Below are 22,517 nucleotides of genomic sequence, written 5' to 3'. Positions count from 1 at the left end.
TCACTCTTCCGCCCGGTTGTGCCGCCCGGCGGGATCGTCGGATACCCGGTGAGCGGCAATCATGTTCGAATACCACCGCGCCGACGCCTTGGGAATGCGGCGCTGGGTGGCGCGATCGACATAGACAATGCCGAAGCGCTGCGAATAGCCCGCTCCCCATTCAAAATTATCCAGGAGCGACCAGACGAAATAGCCGCGCACGTCGGCGCCCGCCGCGATCGCCTGTTCCATCGCGGTCGTATAGGCCTTGAGATAGCCGATCCTGCCGTCGTCCTGGATGCAGCCGGATGCATCGACGGTGTCATTGGCCGCCGTTCCGTTCTCCAGCACGTAGATCGGAAGCCGGAACCGGCTGTGGATGTCCAGGAGCGTATCGCGGAACGCCTCGGGCACGACGGGCCAGCCGATTGCGCTGCGCGGCACTGCCGCGGGAGGCGCTCCGAAGCTGGCGCCCATCAGGTTGCTGCCCGCCTTGATGTAATGCGGCGAATAGTGATTGAGCCCGAACCAGTCGACGGGGCGGGCGATCTGCGCCATGTCGCCGGGTGCGATATAGGGCGCGACGGCGTCCTGGAGCTCCGGCGGGTAGCAGGCAAAGGCCTGCGGAAACGGGAAGGCATCGTTCCAATAGGCGGCGAGCCGCAAGGCGGCCGCGGCGTCCTCCGCACTGTCGCTCGCAGGGTAGCAGGGCTGCCGATTGTGGATGGCGCCGATCGAGGCGCCGGCCACGTCCCTGCGCAGCACGTCGACGGCGCGGCCGTGGCTGAGATTGACGTGATGAATGGCCTTGTGCAGGGCCGCTCCGTCGGCGATCCCCGGCGCGTGCCAGCCGAGGCCGTAGCCGAACAGCGTGAACACGCAGGGCTCGTTGAAGGTGGCGAAGCGCTTGACCCGGTCGCCATAGCGCCGCGCGACCAGCGCGGCATAGTCGGCGAACCAGCCGACGATGTCGCGGTTCTGCCAGCCGCCGAGCGCCTCCAGCGCCTGCGGCAGGTCCCAGTGGTAGAGACAGAGCCACGGCTCTATCTCAGCGGCAAGCAGGGCGTCGATGAGGCGGTCGTAGAAGGCGAGGCCGGCTTCGTTGGCCGCGCCGCGGCCTTGCGGTAGCAGCCGCGGCCAGGCGATCGAGAACCGATAGGCATTGAGGCCGAGATCGCGCATCAGCGCCACGTCCTCCGCGTAGCGATGATAGTGATCGCAGGCGGTCTCGGCGGTGTCGTTGTGGCTCACCCGGCCGGGGGCGCGCAGATAGACATCCCAGATGCTGTCGGCGCGGCCGTCGAGGTGCGCCGCGCCCTCGATCTGGAAGGCCGAGGTCGAGGCGCCCCAGAGAAAGCTCGGACGGATGGTCATGATCGAGATGGGCCCTTGCGTTGTTGCGATCAGCCGCATGATGGCGGTCGCCGGCGCTCCGCCGTTGACCGGGATCAAGCCGGCGATACCCCGGCGGATGCGGTGTGTGAAGGTGCCTCCGCCCGGCAATGGCAATCATGCAGGCAACGGGCTTGCATCGGAGCCGAAAGCTGTGGAACGTGCGGCCGCCGAAAACTGGAGTCCCGGCGCGAATGAGCGTTTTTCTGCTGCGGCGCTTCCTGACCTTGCTGGCGACCCTCGTCGGCGCGTCACTGATCATATTCCTGGTGCTCGACGCGCTGCCGGGCAATGCCGCCCAGATGCTGATGGGCGCGGATGCCTCGCCGGATGCGGTCAGGGCGCTGACCGTCAAGCTCGGGCTGGATCAGCCGCTGGCGTTGCGTTACCTGCACTGGATCGGCGGCCTGCTGAGCGGCGATCTCGGCAACAGCTACGCCTATGGCACGCCGGTGGCCGAACTGATCCGCGAGCGGCTGGCGATGACCATTCCGCTCGCGATCCTGGCCATGGGGCTCACGACCGTGCTGGCGCTCACGGCCGGCATCTACACGGCCGCCAATCACAACCGTCTCGGCGATGTCGGCGTCATGTCGCTGACCCAGATCGGCATCGCCTTGCCGAACTTCTGGTTCGCGATCCTGCTGATCCTCCTGTTTGCGGTGAAGCTGCAATGGCTGTCGGCCGGCGGCTTTCCCGGCTGGGAGGACGGCATCTGGCCGGGTCTGCGCGCGCTGCTGTTGCCGGCTGTGGCGCTGGCAGTGGTGCAGGCCGCGATCCTGGCGCGGGTGACGCGCTCGGCCGTGCTCGACGTTCTGCGCGAGGATTTCGTCCGCACCGCGCGCGCCAAGGGCCTGACGAAGCGCGAGGTGCTGTGGCAGCACGTGCTGCGCAACGCCATGATCCCGGTGCTCACCGTGATGGGGCTGCAATTCGCCAACCTGCTCGCCGGCACCATCGTGATCGAGAACGTGTTCTATCTCCCGGGCCTGGGGCGCCTCATCTTCCAGTCGATCGCCAATCGCGACCTGATCGTGGTGCGCAACTGCGTGATGCTGCTGGCGGCCATGGTGATCATCGTCAACTTCGTGGTCGATGTCCTGTATGCGGTGATCGATCCGCGCATCAAGGTGCACGAGCTGTGAGTTCCGCCGTGGTCGTTCAAACGGGCGCTGCGCCTGCGTCCAACGCGTTCTGGCGCCGCGCGCTGCGCCATCGCAGCTTCACGGTCGGCGCGCTGCTCTGTCTGCTGGTGCTCGGCGCCGCGCTGCTGTCGCTGCTCTGGACGCCATGGTCGGCCTATGAGATCGATGTCGCGTCCAAATTGCGGCCGCCATCAGCAGCGCATTGGCTGGGCACCGACGTGCTCGGCCGCGACATCGTCTCGCTATTGCTGGTGGGTGCGCGCGCGACCATTCTGGTCGGCATCATCGCCGTCGGCATCGGTCTCACCTGCGGCGTCTGCCTTGGCCTGGTCGCAGCCGCGCAGCGCGGCTGGACCGAGGAACTGATCATGCGCTTCAGCGACTTCACCTTCGCCTTTCCCGCGGTGCTGTCGGCGATCATGCTGGCGGCGGTGATCGGGCCGGGCATGGTGACGTCGATCACCGCGATCGGCATCTTCCAGATCCCGGTGTTCGTGCGCGTCACCCGCGGCTCCGCCGGTGCGGTCTGGGCGCGCGAGTTCATCCTGGCTGCGCGCGCCGCCGGCAAGGGCCGCTTCCGCATCACCATCGAGCACGTGCTGCCGAACATCTTGTCGATTCTGATCGTGCAGGCGACGATCCAGTTCGCGCTGGCGATCCTGGCGGAAGCGGCGCTGTCCTATCTGGGCCTCGGCACGCAGCCGCCGCAGCCGTCCTGGGGACGCATGCTGAACGATGCGCAGACCCTGTTGTTCCAGTCGCCAAGCCTCGCCGTGTATCCCGGTGCCGCCATCGCGCTCGCGGTGCTCGGCCTGAACCTGCTCGGCGACGGCCTGCGCGATCTGCTCGACCCACGGCTGGCGAGGCAGCGATGACGGTAGGCGATCAGCCTCTGCTCGATGTGTCGGGTCTCGGCATCCGCCTCAATACCAGCCGCGGCTCGGCGCAAGCCGTGCGCGAGGTCTCCTTCACGCTCCGGCGCGGCGAGACGCTCGGCATCGTCGGCGAGTCCGGTTGCGGCAAGTCGATCACGGCGCTCGCTCTGCTTGGCCTTCTGCCTGACAGCGCCGTCGTCAGCGGCAGCATCACGCTCGATGGCCGCGAGCTGGTCGGTCTCGGTGATGCCGATTACTGCAAGCTGCGCGGCAACCGCATCAGCATGATCTTCCAGGAGCCAATGACCGCGCTCAACCCGATGCATACGATCGGTCATCAGGTGGCCGAGCCGCTGCTGCGGCATATCGGCTGCACGGCGACCGAGGCGAAACGACAGGCGATCGCGCTCCTCGACCGCGTCGGTCTGCCGGATCCCGCCCGACGCTACGGCGCCTATCCGCACCAGTTCTCCGGCGGCCAGCGCCAGCGCATCACCATCGCGATGGCGCTCGCCTGCAAGCCCGACGTGCTGATCGCCGACGAGCCGACCACTGCGCTCGACGTCACCATCCAGCGCCAGATCCTCGACCTCATCGCCGATCTGGTCGCCGAGCGCGGCATGGCGATGATCTTGATCTCGCATGATCTCGGTGTCATCGCCGAGAACGTCCAGCGCATGATCGTGATGTATGGCGGCACGGTGGTCGAGAGCGGCACCACGGACGCCGTGTTCTCGCGCATGGGGCATCCCTACACGCAGGGCCTGTTCCGCGCGCGGCCGCGGCTCGGGGCCCGCAAGGGCACGCGCCTTGCGACCATCGCGGGTACCGTGCCGGAGCTCGCCGATCTTCCGGCCGGTTGTCCGTTCGCAGATCGCTGCGGGCTGGCGATCGACGCCTGTCGCACGGCGCTGCCGCCGTCGATCGAGATCGGCGCCGGGCACGGCGTCCGGTGCATCCGGACCGGCGTCGCGCTCGCGTGTGATCCGGCGGGAGTGGTCGCTTGAGCACCGCCGCGCAAGGAGTTGCAGAGACGCCGCTGCTCGAGGTCAGGGATCTCGTACAGCGCTACACGCTGCCGCGAGAGAGTCTGCTGCGGCCGCCCGGCGAGGTGCTCGCGCTGAACGGCGTGTCGCTGTCGTTGAAGGCGGGCAAGAGCCTCGGCATCGTCGGCGAGTCCGGCTCTGGCAAGTCGACCCTGGCGCGGCTGATCATGGCGCTGGAGCGGCCGTCAGCGGGATCGGTGCTGATGGTGGGCCGCGATCTCAACCGCCTCCCGGTGGATGAGCTGCGGCGGGCGCGCCGCGATTTCCAGATGGTATTTCAGGATCCGTACGGATCACTCGATCCGCGCCAGACCATTGCGCGCATCGTCGCCGAGCCGCTGACCGCTCTCGAACACTCGGATCGCGATTCTCTCCGCAGGCGCGTCGCGAGCGTGCTGCGGCAGGTCGGATTGCGCGATGCCGACATGGACAAATATCCGCATGAATTTTCCGGGGGGCAGCGCCAGCGCATCGCGATCGCGCGGGCCCTGATCACCCAGCCGAAGCTGATCGTCGCCGACGAGCCGGTGTCGGCGCTGGATGTCTCCGTGCAGGCGCAGGTTCTCAACCTGATGCAGGATCTGCAGGAGCAGTTCGGCCTGAGCTACGTGCTGATCAGTCATGATCTCGCGGTCGTCGACTATCTCTGCGACGAGGTTGCGGTGATGTATCTCGGCCGCATCGTCGAGCGCGGGCGGCCGGAGGACTTGTTCGGAAGTTGCGCGCATCCCTACACGCGGGCGCTCCTCGACGCCGTGCCGCGGGCCCAGGCCGGCGCGGTCCGGCGCCGTCGCGAGAGCGTTGCGATCGCTTCGCAATCCCTCGGCGCGGCCGGATGCGCCTACGCGCCCCGTTGTCCGCTCGCCGATGCCCGGTGCCGCGCGACGGCCCCCGCGTTGCGAGCGCTCACCGGACAGCATTCCGCTGCCTGCCATCGGGCGGAAAGCGTAATGGCGCTGCCGGCGCTCGTCGCAACGGAACTGCAGCCACTTGTCTCGAAGCCGCTTTGACGCGTAATTTGGCTTCCTCAGGGAGAAACAAACAATGTTCAAGAAACTATCGATCATCGCCATGGCCGCGCTCGTTGCGGCCGTCGCGCCGGCTCTCGCGCAGAGCAAGAAGGATAGCGTCGTTGTCGGCATGACCTTGGAGCCGCCGGGGCTCGATCCGACCAGCGCGGCCGCGGCGGCCATCGCCGAGGTGACGCTCTACAACGTCTATGAGACGCTGACCAAGATCAACGAGGACGGCTCGGTCTCGCCGCTGCTGGCCTCGAGCTGGCAGGCCTCGTCCGATCTGAAGAGCTACACGTTCAAGCTCGCCAAGGGCGTGAAATTCCAGAACGGCGAGGCGTTCGATTCCGCCGCGGTGAAGTTCTCGTTCGAGCGCGCCGGCGCCGCCAACAGCACCAACAAGGACAAGGCGCTGTTCCAGGCGATGGAGTCCGTGACGGCTCCCGACGCGGAGACCATCGTCGTCAAGCTGAAATATTCTGAGCCCAACCTGCCGTTCCTGCTCGGACAGGCCACCGCCTCGATCGTCGAGCCGAAGAGCGCGCCGACCAACGCGACGCAGCCGGTCGGTACTGGACCGTACACGCTGGGGAGCTGGGCCAAGGGCTCGTCCCTGACCTTGAACAAATGGCCCGACTATCGCAACGCCGCAGCCGTGAAGCTGTCCAAGGTGACGATCCGCTTCATCTCCGATCCGGCAGCGCAGGTCGCTGCGCTGTTGTCGGGTGACGTCGATGCCTTCCCGCGCGGCACCACGGCGCGCACCATCGCGCAGTTCAAGTCCGACCCGCGCTTCACCGTGCTGATCGGCGGCTCAAAGGCGAAGACGATCGTCACCATCAACAACAAGAAGAAGCCGCTCGACGACGTCCGCGTCCGCCGCGCGATCCTTGCTGCGATCGATCGCAAGGCGATGGTCGAAGGCGCCGTCGACGGCCTGGGTACGCCGATCGGCAGCTTCTACGTGCCGGGCTCGCTCGGCTATGTCGACACCACCGACATCAATCCCTACGACCCGGAGAAGGCCAAGAAGCTGCTCGCCGAAGCCGGCGTGACCACGCCGCTGCAACTGTCGCTGCGGCTGCCGCCGCCGGCCTATGCGCGCCAGGGCGGCGAGGTGCTCGCGGCTCAATTGGCCAAGGTCGGCATCGTCGCCAAGATCGAGAATCTCGAATGGGCGGCGTGGCTGTCACAGGTCTTCAACGGACCGCATGATTTCGACCTGACCATCGTCTCGCATGTCGAGCCGTTCGATCTCGTGAAGTTCACCGACAAGAATTACTACTTCGGCTATCAGTCCGAGGCCTTCGACAAGCTCTACCAGTCGATTGTCGATACGCCGAACGAGACCGAGCGCGCCAAGCTGCTCGGCGATGCCCAGCGCATGCTGGCGACCGATGCCGCTGCGGGCTTCCTGTTCCAGCCGCAGTGGATCACAATCATCAACAAGAAGCTCAAGGGTGTCTGGAAGGACGTGCCGCAGTTCGAGAATGATTTCTCGAGCTGGTCGTGGGAATGATGACGACCCCGCTTCGCGCGGCTTTGCGGTGACACTGCAGAATACAGCGCCCTCTCCCCTTGTGGGAGAGGGCATCGCAAGCCTGTCCGCAAACTCTGTCCTACTTGCCTCCCACAAGGGGAGAGGGCGCAATAACGACCGCCGCGCTGTCTGGTCGAACGCAATACTTCAACTTGAGCGCTGAGGTGAGCCCCACGATCCCTTGCCCAATCAGTTCGGCCAATCGATCGGCGTGAAGCGCAACTGCCGCCGCCGCATCTCGGCCTGGAGCTCCTGCGCATACTGCTTGGCCCGATCGCCGATCAAACGGTAGGGGCCCCCGATCCGGCTGTCGGCGGCCACCTGCTTTCGGACACTTTCGTAGTACGCCATCAAGCTTTCATCAGTCGAATTTACAAATCGCATCCACGCGCCCTCGCAACAAATCCCCTCGCTGCCAAGTTTGCACGGCTTTTCCGCCGCGGCAGTGACATAGGTTAACGTCCCTCAGTGGCAAAAGTTCCACTTGTGTTCCAGAGAGTTCCGGGTCGATTTCATCGACACGTTTGCCGAAATGTTTTCCGCGCGAGAACTTTCTGCTCCGATGCAGCTTGAGCCAGGACTGGAGCAGGGCGGCAATGCGCACCGAAGTCCTCGTCATAGGCGGCGGGCCAGCTGGACTGATGGCCGCGATTTACCTGGCCCGGTTCCGGCGTGGGGTCGTGGTCGTCGATGGCGGCGCATCGCGGGCAGCGCTGATTCCGCGGAGCCACAACCTGCCGGGGTTCCCGAACGGCATGCCCGGAAGCGAGCTGCTCGCACGAATGCAGCGGCAGGTCGAGGAACTTCACGTTCCTATCGTCCGGAGGACGGTGAGCGCTCTCGAGACGCATGACGGAGATCTGGTCGCGACTCACGAGCGCGGTGCGGTCGCGGCACAGCGCGTCATCCTCGCGACGGGTATCGTCGACAAGCAGACGTCGCTCGCCGATTGGAGAGCGGCGGTCCGTGACGGCGAGCTGCGCTATTGTCCGGTCTGCGACGGCTTTGAAACCATCGACCACAAGATCGCCATCGTGGGCGCGCTCGGTCACGCCGCTGGCAAGGCGCTGTTCATGCGCGTCTACAGTTCGGACGTCACCTTGATCCCGATCGATGATGAGCAGGATGCGGCGAAGCGGCAGGAGCTCGCCGCCGCCGGCGTTCGGGTGACGCCACAACTTCATGCGTTGCAGCGCCAAGACGGTGCGATCGAGGCGTCATTCGTCGACGGCAGCAGCGAACGGTTCGAGATCGTGTATCCTGCGATGGGCGCCGATGTTCGCTCCGAGCTCGCCATCAAGCTCGGCGCGCGGCATACATCCGATGGCTTTCTCGAGGTCGATGCCAAGCAGCGCTGCGGCGTCGCGGGACTCTATGGCATCGGCGACGTCGTCACCGACCTGCATCAGATCGCGGTGGCATTCGGCCATGCCGCGGTCGCCGCCTGTCACGCGCATCATTCATTGCCGATGCGTCATGCGGAAGCGTAGCGGCTAGGCAGCATCGAATTGATCGCAATCTGAAGTCGCGATATTATATGTAAGTGCCGTTTAAGTTGATGTTTCGGACCATGATTCATGGACAGAAGATCGGCGTGCATGACTGCGGCATTGAGCTGTCGCGAGGAGGCCGAACGCGATCCGGCTCGCCGCGATCAGTGGTTGCAGCAGGCGTCGAGATGGATGGCGCTGGCGGGCGAGCAAGCGGGGCATGCCCTGATCATCTGCGAGCATAGTGCCGCGGCGAGTCACGAGGCTCGTCGCTGATCGAGGCTATTGCAGCGTCGGATCGAGCCGGTCGCGCAGCCAGTCGCCGATCATCGAGACGGCGAGCGTCGTCACCACGATGGTGATCGCCGGTGCCAACATGATCCATGGTGCGCGCGTCAGATATTCGCGGCCATAGCCGACCATGTTGCCAAGGCTCGTCATCGGCGGCTGCACGCCGAGGCCGAGGAAGGAGAGACCGGACTCCAGCAGGATGACTTCGGGAAACACCAGCGTCATCGACACGATGAGGGTCGAGGCGATGTTCGGCAGGATGTGCCTGAGATAGACGCGCTGCGGCGTTGCGCCGAGCTGTCGGACGGCGGCGGCATAGCCTTGTGCATTGGCGGAGATGGCGAGGCCGCGCGCGATGCGCGCATAGCGCTCCCAGCCGAACAGGCCCATCAACCCGATCAAGAGCGGCAGCGAGTTGCCGAAGAAGGCGAGCACGGCGAGCGCCAGAATCAGGAACGGCATGCTGGCCTGGAAGTCCGCCAGCATCAGCACGGCCTGCTCGACCAGGCCGCGGAAATGCGCGGCGAGAAAGCCGAGCGTGGTGCCGGCGATGGCGGAGATCGCGGTCGCGCCGAACGCGATCAAGAGCGAAATCCGGATCGACACGATCAGACGCGACAGCACGTCGCGACCGAGCTCGTCGGTGCCGAGCCAATGCGCCGGGTTGCCCGGCAGCGACAGGCGATGGCGCAGATCGAATTTGGTGAAGCCATGCGGCGCGAGCTGATCGGCGAAGATCGCCAGCAGCAGCATCGCGACGATCCAGCCGACTGCGATGGTCACGGAGACGGGAATGTTCGGCCAGCACAGCCGCCGCGCGGCAGGCGATTTCAATGCAAGGTCGGTCATGCCTCGGCTCCCTTGCTGCGCAGCCGCGGATCCAGCAGGCCGTAGAGGAAGTCCACCATCAGGTTCGACGTGACCATGGTCATCGCCACCAGCAGCAGGATGCATTGCACGACCGCGAGGTCGCGGTTGGCGACGGCGACGACCAGGAGACGGCCGACGCCGGGCCAGGAGAACACGCTCTCGACGACGACCGCGCCGGCGATCAGGCTGCCGACCATGAAGCCGAGAATGGTGACGGTGGGGATCGCCGCGTTGGGCAGCGCGTGATCCGTGATCACCCGGCGCCACGGCACGCCCTTGGCCGACGCCGTTCTGATGTAGGGCTGGCCGAGAATTTCCAGCATGGCGCTGCGCGTGAACCGCGCCAGCACCGCGGCGCCGCCGAAGCCGAGCGTCACGATCGGCAGGATGGCGTGCCGCCACGAGTCCTGTCCGCCCGACGGCAGCCAGCCGAGCTGCACGGCGAAGATCAGCACCAGGATCAGGGCCAGCACGAAGCTCGGCACCGTGAAGCCCGCCACCGCCGTGATCATCACGGCGCGGTCGATCGCCGATCCGCGGTGCAGCGCGGCGTAGATGCCGGCGGGAATGCCGAGCAGCACTTTCAGCAGGAACGCCGGAATGGTCAGCGCCAAGGTCGCGGGGATGCGCTCGATGACGAGCTGGATCGCGGGCCGGCCGTCGCGCATCGAGCGTCCGAGCTCGCCCTGGCCGATCGCCTTGAAGTAGTCGAGATACTGCATCCAGATCGGATGATCGAGACCCCACGCCTTGCGGAAGGCGGCGATGACCTCGGGCGGCGCCTCGGGCCCCATGATCATCAGCGCGGGATCGCCCGACAGCCGCAGCACGATGAAGGCAAAGGTGACGACGAGTGCGATGGTCAGCAGCGCACGCGCCAAGCGGATGGCGAAATAGCGCAGCATCACGCGGCGACCTCGGTCTGCGACTGCAGCCCCGAAACGAGATGACAGGCCACCTGGCGCTGCCGATCCAGGGCGGCGAGCGCGGGCAACTCGTTGGCGCAGCGGGCGGTCGCGTGGCTGCAGCGCGGGTGGAAGGCACAGCCGGCGGGGCGCGCCGCCGGATTCGGCGGGTCGCCCGTCAGTACGATGCGGCTGGTGCTGCGGCGTCCCGGAGCAGGGGAAGCGGACACCAGCGCCTGCGTGTAGGGATGTTGCGGCCGCGCGAACAGGTCGTCGGCATCGCCATATTCGACGATGCGGCCGAGATACATCACGGCCACCTTGCTGCTGATCTGCCGGACGACGCGCAGATCATGGCTGATGAACAGCATCGTCAGACCGAGCCGGACCTGGAGATCGACCAGCAGGTTCACCACCTGCGCCTGGATCGAGACGTCGAGCGCGCTGACCGGTTCGTCGCAGACGAGGAAGTCGGGCTTGGTCGCCAGCGCACGGGCGAGCACGATGCGCTGGCGCTGACCGCCCGACAGCGCGCCGGGATAGCGGGCGCCATGGCCGTCGTTGAGATCGACAGCCTGGAGCAGCTCATGCACGCGCGCGTCGCGCTCGGCGGCCGTGCCGATGTCGTGGATGTCGAGCGGCTCGCGGATCTGCGCGGCAACGGGAAGTCGTCGATCGAGCGCGCCGAGCGGATCCTGGAAGATCATCTGCATGCGCGCGCGCTGGGCGCGCCACGCCGCCGAGCCTGGTGCTGCGATCGGGGCGCCGTCGAAGCGCACACTGCCGCGGTCGGGCGGCTCGAGACCGAGCACCATGCGGCCGGTGGTGGATTTGCCGGAGCCGGACTCGCCGACGATGCCGAGCGTCTCGCCCTTTTGGATCGAGAAGCTCAGGCCGTCGACGGCGTGGACGGATGCGGCGCGTCCGAACAGGCCGGTCCTCATCCGATAGGTGCGCGAGATCGCCTGGACCTCGACCAGCGGCGCTGTCATTCGGCGGCGAGCTCCATCGGCAGGCGCTGCGGCCGCAGGCAGGCCACCGCGCGGTCCGGCTCGACCGGCGCCAGCGGCGGCACGCCGGCATGGCAGCCGTCGCCGGCAAACGTGCAGCGCGGCGCGAAGGCGCAGCCGCTGGGCAGTGCGCGCGGATCAGGCACTGTTCCGGGAATGGCCTGCAGCCGCCGCCTGACGCCATCGAGCGGCGGCAGCGCGCCGATCAGGCCCTGCGCATAAGGGTGCCAGGGATCATCGAACAGCCGCGTCGCGGGCGCGCGCTCGACGATGCGGCCGGCATACATCACGCAGACGTGGTCGCAATTCTCCGCGACGACGCCGAGGTCATGGCTGATCAGGACCATCGCCATGTTGAACTCGCGCCGGATGGCCGACAGCAGATCGAGGATCTGCGCCTGGATGGTGGCGTCGAGCGCGGTGGTGGGCTCGTCGGCGATCAGCAGCTCGGGCAGTCCGGCCAGTGCCATTGCGATCATGATGCGCTGGACTTGGCCGCCGGAGAACTCGTGCGGATAGGCGGACAGCCGGCGTGCCGCATCGGGGATGCCGACGAGATCGAGCAGCCTGAGCGCCTCGGCCCGCGCAGCCTCGCCGCGCAGCCCGCGATGCAGCGCGAGGCTTTCGCACAACTGGCGCCGGATCGTGAGCACCGGATTGAGCGCGCTGGCGGGATCCTGGAAGATCATCGCGATGCGGCGGCCGCGCACCTGGTCGAGCACCTTGCCGTCAGCGCCGAGCAGCTCGCGGCCTTCGAGCCTGGCCGAGCCTGATACTTTCGCCTTGCCGGGCAGGAGACCCAGCGCCGCGAGCCACGTCACCGACTTGCCGGATCCGGACTCGCCGACGAGGCCGATGGCCTCGCCCCTACCGATGTCAAGATCGATGCCGTGCAGCACGGGCGTGCCGTCGAAGGCGACCTTCAGTTCGGAGATGCTGACCAGCGGCGCCACGGCGTCACGCACCGTAGTTGCCGGTGCGGAAGTCCATCGCGAAGGCCGGCGAGGCCTTCCACTTGATCGACTTCGGCTTGGCGGTGAAGGTCGCGTTCTGGTGCAGCACCGTGTAGGCGGGGTCCTCGCGCTCGGCGATCTCCAGCATGCGGCGGAACGCCTTCTTGCGCGCCTCGCGATCGGTCGAGGTCTCCAGGAATTCGGAAAGACGATTGAGCTCGTCATTGCTCCATTCGCCGACCTGCTGCTGCTGGCCGTTGGGGCCATGCTGGGCGACGAGCGAGGAGACGGGATCGTTGAACGCGGCCGAGTTGGACCAGTCGCGCACCGCGCGGGTCGGAGCGCGCTCGAGAATCTGGGACCAGTTCTCCTTGGTCTCGATCTGAACGTTGAGGCCGACCGCCTGCCACATCTCGACCAGCACCTGCGCGGTCGCGACCTGGTTGGTGTAGTAGTTGTTGAGCAGTCGATACGGGATCGGGTCACCCTTGTAGCCGGCCTGCTTGAGCAGGTCCTGTGCCAGCTTCGGATCGAATGCCGGCACGCTCCAGTCGGCGATGAACATGTCGCCGTAGAATTCCCACTGCAGGCCCTTCGGCACCCGGGTGCGGCCGGCCCACAGGCTGTCGACGATGGCCTGGCGGTCGATCGCATGGGTGAAGGCGCGGCGCACCAGCGGATTGGCGAGCTGCGGGTGGTTCTTGTCGAACACGGTGAGACGGTGATTGAGGATGGTGCCGCCCTGGACCTCGAACGCCGCGTTCTTCTCGATGCCGGCGATCTGGTCCGGCGGGATGTCGCAGGCGAACTGATATTCGCCAGACAGGAGCCCGTTGATGCGGCTCGCGACCTCCGGCACTTCCAGGAATCGGATGCGCTTCAGCGGCGGACGGCCGCCCCAATATTCGTCATGGGCTTCGAGCGTCAGCGACACGTCCGGCTTGAACTCGACGATCTTGTAGGGACCCGTCGTGATCGGCTTGCGCGCCCAGTCGAGATAGCTCGCCGCTTCCTCCCAGCCGCGCCGGCTCATGATGTCGGAGCCATAGCGCATCAGGCGGCCTTCGATGGTGACGTCGGGCGTCGCGTTGACGAAGCGCACGGTGTATTTGTCGACGGCGTCGACGCGAACCAGGTCCGGCCACATCCGGCGCGCGACGCCAATCACGTCCGGCGGCAGCTCCTTGCCCGGGCGCGGCGTCGGGATCTTCTCGAACGCCTTGATGGTGGTGCGGCTCTTGGCCTCGCTGTCGCCGAACATGCGCTCGCGGCTGAACGAGAACACGACGTCCTCGGACGTCATCTCGTCACCATTGTGGAACTTGACGCCCTGGCGCAGCTTCAATTCGACGGTCTGGTCGTCGATGCGCTTCCACTCGGTGGCGAGGCCGGGGACGGCTTCGAGATTGCCGCGGAAGTTCTTCGAGATCAGGCTTTCCCACAGCGACGAGTAGAACACGCGCTCGCCGACATTGGACTGCTCGCGCAGCACGTCGAGCACGTTCGAATTGGTCACCTTCTGCACGGCGATGGTGACCGAGGGACGGTTGTCTCCCTGCGCGATCGACACGCGCGGCAGGATGAAGCTGCCGCCGATCGCGGCGCCGGCGCCGAGCAGGCCGCGGCGGGTGAGCTTGGTCATGGCAATCTCTCTGTCGTCTGAGGTTGTCTGAAACGATGGGATCGGGTCGCGCGGACGCGTTGGCCTATCGGGCGAGGCCGAGCGAGGCGAGATACGCGGCGCCGGCCTTGACGTGATCATGGTTGCGCAGTTCGAGGATCAGGCGCGGATTGGAATTGAGCTTCGCCAGTGCGCGGAACACGGCGACCCAGCGGATGTTGCCTTCGCCCGGCGCCCAGTGACGGTCGGCGTAGCCATCGGTGTCCTGCAGATGGACATGGGTCAGCATGTTGCCGGCAGCATCAACGTAGTAGTCGACGGGTGGCGCGCCGGTCGAATGGTGCGCGTAGTTGGCATGGCCGGTATCGAGCGAGACCCGCACCTTGCTGCTGCCCAGCGCCTTGGCCAGGGTGACGCGGTCCTGCGGATCCTTGTCCTCGATGTTCTCGATCACGATCTCGCAGTTGGCCTGCTCGGCAGAGGCAATGACGTCGGTCAAGGTCGCCCTGACACGCTCGATCAGCGCCTCGCGATTGTCCGGCAGCATGTCGATGTTGTTGGCGTCCCACGTCGTGTAGGGCGAGTGGATCACCATCTGCGTGGCGCCGAGAAACTCGGCGACCTCGAGCCCCTGCAGCAGGCGCTTGGTGACGGCGCGGCGGATCATCGGATCGTGGCTGTCGATCTTGAAGCCCCAGAACGGACCGTGGATGCCGAGCCGGCCGGTGTGGCCCGACAGCATCGACTTGATTTCCTTGGCGGTGCTGCGCCAGTCGCTGTCGAGAAGGTCCGCGCGGAAGAAGTCCTGGATCTCCAGATCGCGTTGATGTTCGAGCAGCCAGTCGCAATGCGCGGGAATGGACTTGACGGAGAGGGCGGCGCCGAGCACCGGCAGCGTGGTGGTCATGTCGAGGAAACCCTTTCGAGGAAGCCCTTGCCTGCGTGGGGCCCGGCAAGCGCTAGCGGAGTTCGATGACGCGCCCATGAAGGGCTGTGGAGGACGACCGCGACATGTTGTGTCCTCGCGGGCATGAAGGCGGTCAGCGGATCAATCTCTGGGGTAGTCGCGTGCCGGCTGCTGCTACTTGACGTAGCCGCGGGAATTGCAACAATGCGGCGAAAACGGGGAATTGGGATGACGGTACGGCGTGCAATCCTTGGAATGGTTCTTTCGCTCGTGGCGCTGACGATAGGCGCGTTGATTGAGCCTGCGCATGCAAAGGGGCCTTACGGCTCCATCTCCGTCGCCGGATGGTCAGGCGGTGCCTACACCGACGACAAGACCGGACGGTTCACGAGCTGCATCGCGAGCGCGAGCTACCAGAGCGGCATCACGTTCGGTGTGCTTGCAACGCCGACATATGGTTGGGCTCTCGCCTTCATCCATCCGGGCTGGGCGCTATCCCCCGGGCAAAAGTTTCCGATCGTTCTGAGCTTTGACGGAAAGGCGTCGTACAATGTCGAAGGCGCGGTCTGGACGGCCAACATGGTCGCCGTGCCAATGCCGAACGACTCCACCCTGATCAAGGCGTTCCGCGCCGCGCGGACGATGTCGGCCTTCGCGCAGGGCAACCTGTTCCAGTTCAATCTGAACGGCACGGCCGTGCTGATGCCCACGCTTGCCAATTGTGTGCGCGTGATCAACGCCGGCGGGCTGGCCGCCGCGACCAATTTCAACGCTCAGCCGGCGGCGGCGTCAGTGCAGCGTCCGGCGGCGCCGCAGGCCGCGGCTGCGCCGACGGCCAGCGCGCCGCCACAGCGGATGTCGGAGGACTCTCCCGAGCTGCAATTGGAAGCGATGCAGATCGCCTCCAACTTCATCCTCAAGGCCTCGCTGTCGCATCCGGCCATTCTGGGCGGAGGCGAGCGGCCGGTGTGGCTGACTTCGGGCGGGGTCGCCTGGAAGGCGGACAACGCCACCGGCTTCGTTCGCATCGTGCCGCCGCAGCGCAATGTCGACGGCCTGGAAGTCGCAGCCACGATCATCGGCAACGATGCGCGCGACTGCAAGGGCAAGTTCATCTCGGCGCGCAACAGCGAGCTGGTCGACAGCGCCGTCGTGTTCCGCGGCATGTCCTCCTGCGAGGACAGCGAGAAGTCGGATATCGCCGAGTACTTCATCTTCCCGCGCAAGACCGGCGGCTTCGTGCTGTTTTCGGTCGTCACGCCCACCAAGCCGGTCGGTGGCGGCGGTGGCCAGCAGCTGCAGACGCGCGAGGAAGCCAACGCCAATTTCCGCAAGGCGGCCTACACGTCGATCGGCAAGTAGGCCACTTCCATTCGCGGAGCCGTCAGCGGCTCACCCGCGCACCCGCTTGGGGCGCCTGATCGCGCGCACCTTGCCGCTGTCGCCGCCGCCGCAATACAGCGTCTCGCCTCCGTCGGATTCCATGCCGGAGACGCCGGTGCCGGCGGGCATGTCGAGCTGGTCGAGCACCTCGCCGGTCTCGGGATCGATGCGCCTGATGTCGCTGACGTCGTCTTCCCAGGTGCCGTGCCAGAGCTCGCCATCGACCCAGGTGACGCCGGTGACGAAGCGCGTGCACGGGATGCTGCGCAGGATCTCTCCGGTCGCAGGGTCGATCTGGTGGATCTTGCGATCGCGATAGGCGCCGACCCAGAGCGACCCCTCGGCCCAGGCGAGCCCGGAGTCGCCGCCGCCCGAGGGCGCCGGGATCGTCGCGAGCACGCGGCCATTCTCGGGATCGACCTTGTGAATGCGATCTTCCGCGATCTGATAGAGGTGCCGGCCGTCGAACGCCGTGCCGGCGTGAGAGGGGAGATCGAGCGACTTCCGCACCGTGCCGTCGGCCGGATCGAACGCCTTGATGCTGCTGCCGGTCGCGATCCACACCTGCCGGCCGTCATAGCTGACGCCGTTGACGCGCCCGGCGTCGTCGAAGGGGCCGTACTCGTGAATGATCTCTGCGGCTGCTCGTGTCATGCCTGCCATCCTCTGCTTCCGATGGACCCACGCTAGTCGAGCGACGACCACGCCGGGAGTAACAACGCAGTCGCGAATTCCGGCACGACCGGGCAGGTCCAGCGTTGCGCGCGGCCGCGGCCGAACGACTGCACCTTGCTCGATGATGCGAGCTCATCGAGGGCACGCTGCACCGTCCGCTGGCTCGCGCCCAGCGCCAGCGCAAGGGCGGAGCTCGACCATGCCTCACCGTCGGCGAGGCAAGCAAGCACCGTGGCATTCTCGTCCTCGACCGGCTGTGCCAGTACGACGACGTCGTGATCGCGACGCGGCACCAGGGCAAAGCCGTCTCGCGTGGCATTGATCTCGGCCAAGCCATGGAGCAGCTGGCGCAACCGTCCGATCTCGACGCGCAGGCGGGCGCGGTGCGACTCGTCGGCTTCCTTGCCGTGGAATGCGTGCGCGATCAGCGCGGCCCGCGGCACACCATCGGGGACCCCCTCGGCCAGCCGCCGGGCGAGTGCAAACAGCACCGGCCGCCGCGCCAGCGGCACGATCCGGCTCCCCTGACGTACCGCCAATCGGCAGGCATCGACGATCAGCCGGTCCGACCGGAACAGCGCCTCGACATCGTCGAGCTGTAGCAGTCGCTGCTCGCCGCGCAGGATCATCCGCGCCGCCGGTGCCGACAGAGCCGACGAGGCCCGCTCGATCTCCGCCTGAAGCTCCGGGATGCGGGCCTGCCGCGCCGACCGCGTCGCGCGTTCGAGCGCCGATCGCGCGGTCTTTGTTTGCAGCCGGCGCAAGGCCAGGCCGGCTACGATCAGCTCGTAGATCGTGCGGGCCGCCGGCAGCAGCGGCGAGGGATCGAGCTCGGCGAGGCCTCGCTCGGCGTCATCGAGCTGCCCGACCAGGACCATGCGGCGGATCTCGAGGCTGCGCGCATAGGCGGCATTGGCGCGGTCGCCGTGCTGCTCCAGCGTTTCACGCGCCGCCGCGAGCGACTTCGTCGGCCAGCCGAGATCGCGCGCCGCGAGCGCGATCTCGGCCTCTGCGACGGCGCAGCGGGCGCGGGCCAGCACGGCCCTGGGCCCAAAGCTTCGCGCGGCCTGCCGCAGCAGCGCCTTCGCACGCCCGAAATCGCCAAGCCGCGCCATCGCAATACCGCGCAACGCCAGCGCCGGCGGATCATCGCGCAATGCGACGCGGTTCAATGCGCCGAGCGGGTCGCCGGCGGCGAGCGCCTGCGCCGCCGCCGAGATCAGCGAGTCCATGCAAATCCCGCCATACTTGTCACTCCCGGTCGCTCTCCTGCCGATCCTAGTCTGAGCTGCGGTCAACACGCAAAAAGGATGACGACCATGACCATGCATATCACCGGAACGCGCGAAGATTGGTTGAAGGCCCGGCTCGACCTGCTGCAAGCCGAGAAGGAACTCACTCGCCGCAGCGACGAGCTGGCGGAGCGCCGTCAGGCCATGCCATGGGTGCGCGTCGACAAGGCCTATCGCTTTGACACCGAAGACGGGCCGGCGACGCTGCCCGACCTGTTCAAGGGCCGCTCGCAGCTGCTCGTCTATCACTTCATGTTCGGCCCCGACTTCCAGGCCGGCTGCCCATCCTGCTCGATGATTGCCGACGGCTTCAACGGCTTCCAGGTCCATCTCGCCAATCACGACGTGATGCTGTGGGCGGTGTCACGCGCGCCGCTGGCGAAGCTGAAGGCCTACAAGGCGCGGATGGGATGGTCCTTCCCATGGGCGTCATCGGCGAGCAGCGACTTCAATTTCGACTTCAACGTCGCGATCACCGAGGAGCAGCAGCGCCAGGGCGGCAGCGAGTACAATTATCGCACCAGTCCTCCGCTCGGGACATCGGACGTGCCGGCGATGGTGGCGGAGATTGCCGCGGGCGCCGGGACCGACGGCGCCACGTTCATGCGCGATCGTCCGGGCATGAGCGCCTTCGTCCTCGAGGATGGGGACGTCTATCACACCTATTCGAGCTATGCCCGCGGCCTCGACGGCCTGTGGGGTGCCTATCAATGGCTCGACCGTGCGCCCAAGGGACGCAACGAGCAGGGCGTCTGGTGGCGCCGCCGCGACGAATACGGCAAGCGCTGACGACGGAGCGGAGCCATGGCGTTCTTCCCGATCAGGATGCGCGCGATGCCCGGCATCGCCACTGGTCTCCGCTACGCGGCGGCGCCGACCTTCGCGCTGATGGCGGTGCTGAACGCCATGGCCCGTGACGGCCGTTCAGACGTGATCTGCTCGGCCATGCCGGCGGGCGCACCGCTCGGCGACATGACCGTGATGTACCTCCTGATGAGCGCGTTTCATCTGGTGCCGTGGTTGAGGCGCATGGGGCGGGGCATCACGGGTGCGCGGTCCGACGACGTTCGCGTGCGGCAGCCTAGGAGTTAATTGTCGAGCAGCTTTGCTCGCGGAGAGAGACCCCTCACCCGAGCGGGCCTGCAGAGGGGCCGGCGATGCCCTCTCCCACAAGGGGCGAGGGCACTGTACCGCGCAGTCTTGCCGTGGCGATTTTGGAAGGATACAGCTCGCGATTTCAAGTCAGTACGGTGCCCGTTACTGCGCCTTCTCCCCTTGTGGGAGAGGGCATGTAGGACAGCGCGACAATCTCACTCGGGTGAGGGGCATGTCTCTGCATCCATCACCGAAAATTGAGAGCGTTCAGCCGAACCAACGCATAGCCGACGAAGAGAGCTCACGCCTCCGCCGCGACCTTCAGCGCCTCGGCGCGGATCTCCTCGACCAGCCGCTCCTTGAGCGCGACGAACTCCGGCGAGGTCTTGATCTTGTAGGAGCGGGGATGCGGCAGCTCGATCTTGATGTCGGCCTTGATGCGGCCCGGGCGGGCGCTCATCACCAGCACGCGGCTGCCAAGGAAGATCGCCTCCTCGATATCGTGGGTGACGAACAGCACCGTCTTCTGGTCGCGCTCCCAGATGCCGAGCAGCATCTCCTGCATCAGCACGCGGGTCTGGTTGTCGAGCGCGCCGAACGGCTCGTCGAGCAGCAGGATTTTGGGATCATTGGCGAGCGCCCGCGCGATCGCGCAGCGCTGCTGCATGCCGCCGGAGAGCTGCTTGGGCCAATGGTTCTCGAAACCCTTCAGGCCGATCTGCTGGATGAAGCGGTCGGCGACGGCGTTGCGCTTGTCCTCAGGCACGCCGCGCTCGCGCAGGCCGAAGGCGATGTTCTCACGCACGGTGAGCCAGGGAAACAGCGTGTAGGACTGGAACACCATGCCGCGGTCAGCGCCGGGTCCGGTCACCTCGCGGCCGTCGAGCAGCACCTTGCCGCTCGTCGGATGATCGAGCCCGGCGACGATGCGCAGCAGGGTCGACTTGCCGCAGCCGGAGGGGCCGAGGATGGTGACGAAATCGTTGTTGCCGATGGTGAGCGCGACCGGCTCCAGCGCGCGCGTCGGCGCGTGGCCCTGGCGGGCCGGGAACGTGCGTGAGACCTTGTCGATGACGAGCGTGGTCATGCGAGCTTCCACGGGAACAGCCAGGCGTTGAATGCCTTGAACAGGAAATCCGAGATCAGCCCGATCAGGCCGATGATGATGATGCCGAAGATGATCTGTCCGGTGTTGAGCAGCGCCTGGCTGTCGGTGATCATGTGGCCGATGCCGGAGGACGAGCCGATCAGTTCGGCGACGATGACATAGGTCCAGGCCCAGCCGAGCACGAGCCGCAGGATCTCGGCAATCTCAGGCGCAGCCGACGGCAGCAGCACGCGCGCGATGATGCCGCGATCGCCGGCGCCGAGCGTGTAGGCGGCTTCGACGAGGTCGCGCCGTGTGTTGCCGACGGTGACGGTGATCATCAGGATGATCTGGAACACCGAGCCGATGAAGATGATCAGCAGCTTCTGCAACTCGCCGATGCCGGCCCACAGGATCAGGAGCGGGATGAAAGCGGAGGCGGGCAGATAACGCGCGAACGAGACGAACGGCTCGAGGAACGCCTCGATCGGCTTGTAGGCACCCATCAGGAGGCCGAGCGGAACGGCGATGATGGCCGCGAGCACGAAACCGCCGACGACGCGCCAGACGGTCATGCCGATGTCGGTGAGGAAGCCGAACTTGACCAGCAGGTCCCAGCCCTCGCGCAGCATGGTCAAGGGATCTGCCAGGAACGTCTTCGGCACATAGCCGCCAACCGTCGCCAGCGACCACGCCGCGACGAACACGACGAAGAAGGCAAGGCCGAGCGCGGTTCTCGATCTGGCGCTGACGGGTTCGAGAGGTCGGATCACGGATCGGGCTTTCGTGTTGGGTGCGGCTCGCGAGGGGGTGGGCCGCTCATGTTGAGTTGGCTTCGGAATACGCTGCTCAATATCGGGCAGGATGCCTCAACACCGTCATTGCGAGGAGCGAAGCGACGAAGCAATCCAGAGTCTCACGCTGGGCCCTGGATTGCTTCGCTTCGCTCGCAATGACGGATCGTGCGGGGCACGCTTCAGCGCCTACTTGATGAAGCTCGCATCATACAGATCCTCGATCTTCGGGATCTGCTTGATGATGCCGACCTCGAGCAGGAGCTCGGCCGCGTCCTTGTTGAAGGTCTTGAACTCCGTTTCAAAGAACTTCTGGCTCGCGGCCTTGTCCTGCCAGCGCAGATACTTCGCGGAGTTGCCGAACTGCTCAGCCGTCTGCTTCACGTCGGCACCCATGATCTCATAGGCCTTGGCCTGGTCCTTGGCGATCATGTCCAACGCCTCGAAATAGCTGTCGGCGAGCGCCTTGGCGGCCTTCGGATTCTCGGACAGGAACTTCGGTGTGCAGCCGAAGGTGTCCATCACCATCGGATAATCCAGGGTGGTGGCGATGATCTTGCCCTTGTCAGGGGCAGCTCGGACGGTCGACAGATACGGCTCGTAGGTCATCGCCGCATCGTTCTGGCCGGAGACGAAGGCCTGCGCAGCGGCGGCCGGCTCCAGGTTCACGATGGTGACGTCCTTCACCGTGAGGCCGTTCTTCTTGAGCATCCAGGCCAGCCCGAAATAGGGCGAGGTGCCGGGCGCGGATGCTGCGACGGTCTTGCCCTTGAGGTCCTTGATGGAGGCGATGTCGTTGCGCACGGCCATGCCGTCGGCGCCGTAGCTCTTGTCGAGCTGGAAGATCTGCTTGGTGGCGACGCCGTTGGCGTTCCAGGAGATCCAGGTCTCGACCGTGGTCGCCGCGCACTGCACGTCTCCAGCGGCGATGGCGAGGTGGCGATCCTTCTGCGGGATCTTCTTGATGGTGACGTCGAGGCCGTTCTTCTTGAAGATGCCGGCTTCCTTCGCCAAGGTCAGCGGCGCAAAACCGGTCCAGCCGGAAATGCCGATACCGACCTTGACGTCGTCGGCATAGGCGGTCGTCGAGGCCAGGAGCGCGGCAGTTACTGCGAGTAGCCCAAATCTGCGCATCGTCATCGTCCTTTGCTGTG

The 22,517-nt window shown here is 66.2% G+C and carries 23 protein-coding genes; 9 read left to right on the top strand and 14 right to left on the bottom strand.

What is annotated here, in order from left to right; genetic code table 11:
* Positions 1–1,353 carry a GH1 family beta-glucosidase gene (locus tag QW863_RS22190; RefSeq protein WP_315714391.1) on the bottom strand — a complete coding sequence of 451 codons (1,353 nt, stop codon included), beginning with the start codon at positions 1,351–1,353 and terminating at the stop codon, positions 1–3.
* A 212-nt stretch (positions 1,354–1,565) separates the two neighbouring features.
* Here QW863_RS22190 and QW863_RS22185 point away from each other — a divergent pair, with 212 nt between their 5' ends.
* Genes QW863_RS22185 through QW863_RS22165 form a run of 5 tightly spaced genes read left to right on the top strand, consistent with a single transcriptional unit; the run spans position 1,566 to position 6,969 of the window.
* Positions 1,566–2,516 carry an ABC transporter permease gene (locus QW863_RS22185; RefSeq protein WP_315714261.1) on the top strand — a complete coding sequence of 317 codons (951 nt, stop codon included), beginning with the start codon at positions 1,566–1,568 and terminating at the stop codon, positions 2,514–2,516.
* Positions 2,517–2,524: 8 nt separating this feature from the next.
* A complete protein-coding gene (locus tag QW863_RS22180) occupies positions 2,525–3,391 on the top strand; it encodes an ABC transporter permease (protein WP_315714262.1) in 867 nt (288 codons plus the stop codon).
* Positions 3,388–4,398, top strand: coding sequence for an ABC transporter ATP-binding protein (locus QW863_RS22175; protein ID WP_315714263.1), 1,011 nt, complete (start codon positions 3,388–3,390; stop codon positions 4,396–4,398). The genes QW863_RS22180 and QW863_RS22175 overlap by 4 nt, the downstream gene beginning before the upstream one ends.
* The gene (locus QW863_RS22170) at positions 4,395–5,447 is read left to right on the top strand and encodes an oligopeptide/dipeptide ABC transporter ATP-binding protein (protein ID WP_315714264.1); all 1,053 of its coding nucleotides are present in this window, start codon (positions 4,395–4,397) and stop codon (positions 5,445–5,447) included. Before QW863_RS22175 ends, QW863_RS22170 begins: the two co-directional genes overlap by 4 nt.
* A gap of 34 nt (positions 5,448–5,481) precedes the next feature.
* A complete protein-coding gene (locus QW863_RS22165; protein ID WP_315714265.1) occupies positions 5,482–6,969 on the top strand; it encodes an ABC transporter substrate-binding protein in 1,488 nt (495 codons plus the stop codon).
* Between the two features lie 210 nt (positions 6,970–7,179).
* On the opposite strand, the gene QW863_RS22160 is transcribed toward QW863_RS22165, so the two are convergent.
* Together QW863_RS22160 and QW863_RS22155 are read right to left on the bottom strand one after the other, a co-directional pair.
* Positions 7,180–7,341 carry a hypothetical protein gene (locus QW863_RS22160; protein ID WP_315714266.1) on the bottom strand — a complete coding sequence of 54 codons (162 nt, stop codon included), beginning with the start codon at positions 7,339–7,341 and terminating at the stop codon, positions 7,180–7,182.
* Between the two features lie 10 nt (positions 7,342–7,351).
* Positions 7,352–7,594, bottom strand: a complete 243-nt coding sequence (locus QW863_RS22155; RefSeq protein ID WP_315714267.1) for a hypothetical protein — start codon at positions 7,592–7,594, stop codon at positions 7,352–7,354.
* Between QW863_RS22155 and QW863_RS22150 the strand changes: the two genes are divergently transcribed.
* On the top strand, positions 7,587–8,480 hold the full coding sequence (locus QW863_RS22150) for an NAD(P)/FAD-dependent oxidoreductase (protein WP_315714268.1): 894 nt from the start codon (positions 7,587–7,589) through the stop codon (positions 8,478–8,480). The two genes, QW863_RS22155 and QW863_RS22150, sit on opposite strands and share 8 nt — an antisense overlap.
* Positions 8,481–8,762: 282 nt before the next feature.
* Here the strand turns inward: QW863_RS22150 and QW863_RS22145 are convergent, their stop codons facing one another.
* From QW863_RS22145 to QW863_RS22120, 6 genes are all read right to left on the bottom strand, one after another.
* Positions 8,763–9,620, bottom strand: a complete 858-nt coding sequence (locus tag QW863_RS22145) for an ABC transporter permease (protein WP_315714269.1) — start codon at positions 9,618–9,620, stop codon at positions 8,763–8,765.
* Positions 9,617–10,546 carry an ABC transporter permease gene (locus QW863_RS22140; RefSeq protein WP_315714392.1) on the bottom strand — a complete coding sequence of 310 codons (930 nt, stop codon included), beginning with the start codon at positions 10,544–10,546 and terminating at the stop codon, positions 9,617–9,619. Before QW863_RS22140 ends, QW863_RS22145 begins: the two co-directional genes overlap by 4 nt.
* Positions 10,546–11,538, bottom strand: coding sequence for an oligopeptide/dipeptide ABC transporter ATP-binding protein (locus QW863_RS22135; protein WP_315714270.1), 993 nt, complete (start codon positions 11,536–11,538; stop codon positions 10,546–10,548). The genes QW863_RS22140 and QW863_RS22135 overlap by 1 nt, the downstream gene beginning before the upstream one ends.
* On the bottom strand, positions 11,535–12,509 hold the full coding sequence (locus QW863_RS22130; RefSeq protein ID WP_315714393.1) for an ABC transporter ATP-binding protein: 975 nt from the start codon (positions 12,507–12,509) through the stop codon (positions 11,535–11,537). The genes QW863_RS22135 and QW863_RS22130 overlap by 4 nt, the downstream gene beginning before the upstream one ends.
* A gap of 4 nt (positions 12,510–12,513) precedes the next feature.
* On the bottom strand, positions 12,514–14,151 hold the full coding sequence (locus QW863_RS22125) for an ABC transporter substrate-binding protein (protein WP_315714271.1): 1,638 nt from the start codon (positions 14,149–14,151) through the stop codon (positions 12,514–12,516).
* 64 nt (positions 14,152–14,215) lie between these two features.
* Positions 14,216–15,037 carry a sugar phosphate isomerase/epimerase family protein gene (locus QW863_RS22120; protein WP_315714272.1) on the bottom strand — a complete coding sequence of 274 codons (822 nt, stop codon included), beginning with the start codon at positions 15,035–15,037 and terminating at the stop codon, positions 14,216–14,218.
* 228 nt (positions 15,038–15,265) lie between these two features.
* On the opposite strand from QW863_RS22120, the gene QW863_RS22115 reads away from it, so the two are divergent.
* The gene (locus QW863_RS22115; RefSeq protein ID WP_315714273.1) at positions 15,266–16,399 is read left to right on the top strand and encodes a hypothetical protein; all 1,134 of its coding nucleotides are present in this window, start codon (positions 15,266–15,268) and stop codon (positions 16,397–16,399) included.
* 30 nt (positions 16,400–16,429) lie between these two features.
* Here the strand turns inward: QW863_RS22115 and QW863_RS22110 are convergent, their stop codons facing one another.
* Together QW863_RS22110 and QW863_RS22105 are read right to left on the bottom strand one after the other, a co-directional pair.
* The gene (locus QW863_RS22110; protein ID WP_315714274.1) at positions 16,430–17,074 is read right to left on the bottom strand and encodes a PQQ-binding-like beta-propeller repeat protein; all 645 of its coding nucleotides are present in this window, start codon (positions 17,072–17,074) and stop codon (positions 16,430–16,432) included.
* A gap of 32 nt (positions 17,075–17,106) precedes the next feature.
* Positions 17,107–18,327, bottom strand: coding sequence for a helix-turn-helix domain-containing protein (locus tag QW863_RS22105; protein ID WP_315714276.1), 1,221 nt, complete (start codon positions 18,325–18,327; stop codon positions 17,107–17,109).
* Between the two features lie 87 nt (positions 18,328–18,414).
* On the opposite strand from QW863_RS22105, the gene QW863_RS22100 reads away from it, so the two are divergent.
* Both QW863_RS22100 and QW863_RS22095 read left to right on the top strand, forming a co-directional pair.
* Entirely contained in the window at positions 18,415–19,176 is a 762-nt protein-coding gene (locus QW863_RS22100; RefSeq protein WP_315714278.1) for a DUF899 domain-containing protein, read from the top strand.
* A 15-nt stretch (positions 19,177–19,191) separates the two neighbouring features.
* On the top strand, positions 19,192–19,479 hold the full coding sequence (locus QW863_RS22095) for a hypothetical protein (protein WP_315714280.1): 288 nt from the start codon (positions 19,192–19,194) through the stop codon (positions 19,477–19,479).
* Positions 19,480–19,783: 304 nt separating this feature from the next.
* Here the strand turns inward: QW863_RS22095 and QW863_RS22090 are convergent, their stop codons facing one another.
* The 3 genes from QW863_RS22090 to QW863_RS22080 form a co-directional block, all read right to left on the bottom strand.
* Positions 19,784–20,569 (bottom strand): ABC transporter ATP-binding protein, encoded by a 786-nt coding sequence (locus tag QW863_RS22090; RefSeq protein WP_315714281.1) that lies wholly within the window; start codon positions 20,567–20,569, stop codon positions 19,784–19,786.
* A complete protein-coding gene (locus QW863_RS22085; protein WP_315714394.1) occupies positions 20,566–21,339 on the bottom strand; it encodes an ABC transporter permease in 774 nt (257 codons plus the stop codon). Before QW863_RS22085 ends, QW863_RS22090 begins: the two co-directional genes overlap by 4 nt.
* 213 nt (positions 21,340–21,552) lie before the next feature.
* A complete protein-coding gene (locus QW863_RS22080; RefSeq protein ID WP_315714283.1) occupies positions 21,553–22,497 on the bottom strand; it encodes an ABC transporter substrate-binding protein in 945 nt (314 codons plus the stop codon).
* Positions 22,498–22,517 lie beyond the last annotated feature (20 nt).

Origin of the sequence: Bradyrhizobium sp. SZCCHNR1017, from assembly GCF_032381375.1 — a bacterium.
GTDB lineage: Bacteria > Pseudomonadota > Alphaproteobacteria > Rhizobiales > Xanthobacteraceae > Bradyrhizobium.
The sequence above is the reverse complement of the archived record's forward strand: the minus strand, read 5'-3'. Positions and strand labels throughout refer to the sequence as shown.

Excerpts from the sequence above, each read along its gene's own strand:
- QW863_RS22165 (WP_315714265.1), top strand. The coding sequence starts at position 5,482 with ATGTTCAAGAAACTATCGATCATCGCCATGGCCGCGCTCGTTGCGGCC.
- QW863_RS22140 (WP_315714392.1), bottom strand. The coding sequence starts at position 10,546 with ATGCTGCGCTATTTCGCCATCCGCTTGGCGCGTGCGCTGCTGACCATC.
- QW863_RS22100 (WP_315714278.1), top strand. The coding sequence starts at position 18,415 with ATGACCATGCATATCACCGGAACGCGCGAAGATTGGTTGAAGGCCCGG.
- QW863_RS22145 (WP_315714269.1), bottom strand. The coding sequence starts at position 9,620 with ATGACCGACCTTGCATTGAAATCGCCTGCCGCGCGGCGGCTGTGCTGG.
- QW863_RS22115 (WP_315714273.1), top strand. The coding sequence starts at position 15,266 with ATGACGGTACGGCGTGCAATCCTTGGAATGGTTCTTTCGCTCGTGGCG.
- QW863_RS22185 (WP_315714261.1), top strand. The coding sequence starts at position 1,566 with ATGAGCGTTTTTCTGCTGCGGCGCTTCCTGACCTTGCTGGCGACCCTC.
- QW863_RS22150 (WP_315714268.1), top strand. The coding sequence starts at position 7,587 with ATGCGCACCGAAGTCCTCGTCATAGGCGGCGGGCCAGCTGGACTGATG.
- QW863_RS22160 (WP_315714266.1), bottom strand. The coding sequence starts at position 7,341 with ATGGCGTACTACGAAAGTGTCCGAAAGCAGGTGGCCGCCGACAGCCGG.
- QW863_RS22120 (WP_315714272.1), bottom strand. The coding sequence starts at position 15,037 with ATGACCACCACGCTGCCGGTGCTCGGCGCCGCCCTCTCCGTCAAGTCC.
- QW863_RS22080 (WP_315714283.1), bottom strand. The coding sequence starts at position 22,497 with ATGCGCAGATTTGGGCTACTCGCAGTAACTGCCGCGCTCCTGGCCTCG.
- QW863_RS22175 (WP_315714263.1), top strand. The coding sequence starts at position 3,388 with ATGACGGTAGGCGATCAGCCTCTGCTCGATGTGTCGGGTCTCGGCATC.
- QW863_RS22095 (WP_315714280.1), top strand. The coding sequence starts at position 19,192 with ATGGCGTTCTTCCCGATCAGGATGCGCGCGATGCCCGGCATCGCCACT.
- QW863_RS22090 (WP_315714281.1), bottom strand. The coding sequence starts at position 20,569 with ATGACCACGCTCGTCATCGACAAGGTCTCACGCACGTTCCCGGCCCGC.
- QW863_RS22190 (WP_315714391.1), bottom strand. The coding sequence starts at position 1,353 with ATGACCATCCGTCCGAGCTTTCTCTGGGGCGCCTCGACCTCGGCCTTC.
- QW863_RS22105 (WP_315714276.1), bottom strand. The coding sequence starts at position 18,327 with ATGGACTCGCTGATCTCGGCGGCGGCGCAGGCGCTCGCCGCCGGCGAC.
- QW863_RS22125 (WP_315714271.1), bottom strand. The coding sequence starts at position 14,151 with ATGACCAAGCTCACCCGCCGCGGCCTGCTCGGCGCCGGCGCCGCGATC.
- QW863_RS22110 (WP_315714274.1), bottom strand. The coding sequence starts at position 17,074 with ATGACACGAGCAGCCGCAGAGATCATTCACGAGTACGGCCCCTTCGAC.
- QW863_RS22135 (WP_315714270.1), bottom strand. The coding sequence starts at position 11,538 with ATGACAGCGCCGCTGGTCGAGGTCCAGGCGATCTCGCGCACCTATCGG.